1 protein-coding gene is annotated in these 3,224 nt (G+C 72.3%); it reads right to left on the reverse strand.

Annotated features, from left to right (window positions below):
- A partial coding sequence (locus BT364_RS38795; protein WP_143166638.1) for an SDR family NAD(P)-dependent oxidoreductase occupies positions 1 to 3,224 on the reverse strand: 3,224 nt, incomplete at both ends.

Genomic DNA, 3,224 nt, shown 5'->3' on the forward strand with positions numbered 1-3,224 from the left:
TTCGGAGCCGTCAGACCGTTCGACGCACCGTCCTGATTCACGGCCGAACCCGACACCACCGCCAACACCTGATGGCCCTTGCGCCGCGCCTCGGAGAGGCGCTCGACGAGCAGAACGCCCACGCCCTCGCCCCAGCCGGTGCCGTCCGCATCGTCCGAGAACGCCTTCACCCGGCCGTCGGCGGCCAGGCCGTTCTGGCGGCTGAACTCCACGAAACCGGCCGGGGTGGACATGACGGTCACGCCGCCCGCGAGCGCCAGGTCGCACTCCCCCGCCCGCAGCGCCTGGATCGCCCAGTGCAGGGCGACCAGTGAGGACGAGCAGGCCGTGTCGACCGTCACCGCCGGGCCCTCCAGACCGAAGGCGTAGGACACCCGGCCCGACAGCACACTGGCGAGGCTTCCGGTGACTCCGTGCCCAGCAAGCGCGTCGTCGGCGTTCTGGACGAGGTCGCCGTAGTCCTGGCCGTTGGTGCCGACGAACACGCCGGTACGGCTGCCCCTGAGCGAGGTCGGGTCGATGCCCGAGCGTTCGAAGACCTCCCAGGCGATCTCCAGCATCAGCCGCTGCTGCGGGTCCATCGCCAGGGCCTCGCGCGGCGAGATCCCGAACAGGGCCGGGTCGAACCGGGCGGCGTCGAGGAGGAATCCGCCCTGGCCGACGTACGAGGTGTGGGGCCTTCGCCGTTCCGGGTCGTAGAGCGCGTCGAGGTCCCAGCCCCGGTCGGTGGGGAAGGCGGTGATGCCGTCGGCACCGTCGGCGAGCATGCGCCACAGGTCCTCGGGGGAGCCGACACCTCCGGGGAACCGGCAGCTCATGCCGACGATCGCGATCTTCTCGTCGTCTCCGATGCTGCCGTCCGCCGTGGTCGCGGTGGGTCGGGTCTCGGTTTCGGAGCCGCTCAGTTCAGCTAGGAGATGGGCCGCGAGGACGGCCGGAGTGGGGTAGTCGAAGACGAGGGTCGTGGGCAGCGCCATCCCGGTGACGACGCCCAGGTTGTTGCGCAGGTCCACGGCGCTCATGGAGTTGAAGCCGAGATCCTGGAAGCTGCGGTCGCTCGGGACCTTGCCCATGTCGGTGTGACCGAGGACGGTCGCGGTTTCGCCTCGTACGAGATCCAGAGCGGCGCGGACCCGCTCGGGCTCGGCGAGGGACAACAGGTGAGCGATCCGCGAGGTGGGAACGGAGGCAGCGGACGCGCGGTCCGCCTCACCTGCAATGGGCCGGTCGGCGAAGTCGGGGAGATCGCGGATCAGCGGGCTCGGGCGACGGGTCGCGGTGTGCGCGACCATGCGCTCCCACTGGATGTCCGCGACGACGACGCAGGTCTCGTCGTGTTCCAGCGCCTGCTTCAGCGCGGTCAGGGCGGTCTCGGGGGCCATGGCTCCGGCGCCGATCCGCTCGAAGCGCGCTTCCGCGTCCCCCTCCGCCAGTCCGGCGCCGGCCCAGCGGCCCCAGGCGATGGACGTGGCGGGCAGGCCGAGGGAACGGCGTTGCTGGGCGAATGCGTCGAGGAATGCGTTGCCCGGGGCGTAATTTCCCTGGCCGGGGGCGCCGACGGTGCCGCTGAGGGAGGAGAAGAGTACGAACGCGGACAGGTCGAGGTCGCGGGTGAGCTCATGCAGGTTGCGCGCGCCGTGGACCTTGGCGCGCAGCGCGTACCCGATCCGGTCCGTGGTCAGCGAGTCGATGAGGCCGTCGTCGAGTGCCGCCGCCGCGTGCACGACGGCGGTGAGCGGGGTGTCGGCCGGTATGGACGCGAGGAGTTCGGCGACGGCGGCGCGGTCGTCGACCTCGCAGGCGACGATCCGCACCCGGCAGCCCGTGGCTTCGAGTTCGGCGACGAGGGCATCGGCGCCTGGCGCGTCCGCCCCTCGGCGGCTGGTGAGGACGAGCTGCTCGGCACCGTTACGGGCCAGCCAGCGCGCTACGTGTCCGCCGAGGGCTCCGGTGCCGCCGGTGACCAGGACGGTGCCGCTCGGGTTCCACTGCCGCTCGGCGGGTGCGTTGTCGAGCGGGGCGCGGACGAGTCGGCGGGCGAAGGCGCCGGTGGCGCGGATCGCGACGTGGTCCTCGTCCTCGGTGCGGGCCAGGACTCGGCGCAGGTGTGCGCCGCCACGTCGGTCGAGCTCCTCGGGCAGGTCGACGAGTCCGCCCCAGCGCTGCGGGTATTCGGTGCCGAAGACCCCGCCGAATCCCCAGGCCATGGCCTGGACGGCGCTGGTGACGGGTTCGGCGGGCCGGGCCGCCACGGCGCCGCGGGTGGCGGTCCACAGGGGCGCGTCGAGGCCCGTGTCGTCGAGTGCCTGGACGAGGACCAGGGAAGCGGCGATGCCTGCGGGGACGCCGGGGACCTGTGGGTGGTCGCCTTCGTCGAGCGGGAGCAGGGAGAGTACGCGGGCGATCCCGGTCGGCGGCTGGTCGGCGAGCACGTCGCGGAGCTGCTGCGCGATTGCCTCACGGGCGAGCCCGGCCGGCAACCGGAGGATGATGGTCCGGTCGGTGCCGAGGGCGAGCCGACAGGCGTCGGCGAGTGGTTCGCTCGCCGCGTGCTCCGGTACGACGAGCAGAGAGGTACCGGGCAGCGCCGGGACGGCGGAGGCGGAGCCGGGGATGCGCTGCCAGGTGGTGCGGTACCGCCATGAGTCCACGGTGTCGGACGCATGGCGGCGGCGCCGCCAGTCGGAGAGCGCCGGAAGCACCTCGCTGAAGGGCGCGTCCGGACCGACGGCGAGGGCCTGCGCGAGTGCTTCCACGTCGCCCTGGGCCACGGCGTCCCAGAACGCGGAGTCCATGGTGGGGCCGTCGGCGGCCTTGCGGGACGCGGAAGAGGCGTTGAGCCAGAAGCGCTGCCGCTGGAAGGCATAGGTGGGCAGGTCGACGCGCTGGGCACCGGTGTTCGCGTAGTACGCCGTCCAGTCGACGCGGGTGCCCCGGAGGTGGAGTTCGGCGAGGGCGGTGGTCAGGGCCTCGGGCTCGGTGCGGTCCTTGCGCAGGGCGGGTACGAAGCCGGCCTCGTCGTCGGTGACGCAGTCCTGGCCCATGGCAGACAGCACCCCGCCGGGTCCGAGCTCCAGGTACGTCGTGACGCCCTGGGACTCCGAATGACGCATTCCGTCGAGGAAGCGGACCGCCTGGCGGACGTGGTCCACCCAGTAGTCGGCCGACAGCAGCTCCTCACCGGCGAGTTCACCGCTGAGGTTGGAGACGATCGGGAACTTCGG

This window comes from Streptomyces atratus (genome assembly GCF_900119365.1).
Taxonomy (GTDB): Bacteria; Actinomycetota; Actinomycetes; order Streptomycetales; family Streptomycetaceae; genus Streptomyces; species Streptomyces atratus_B.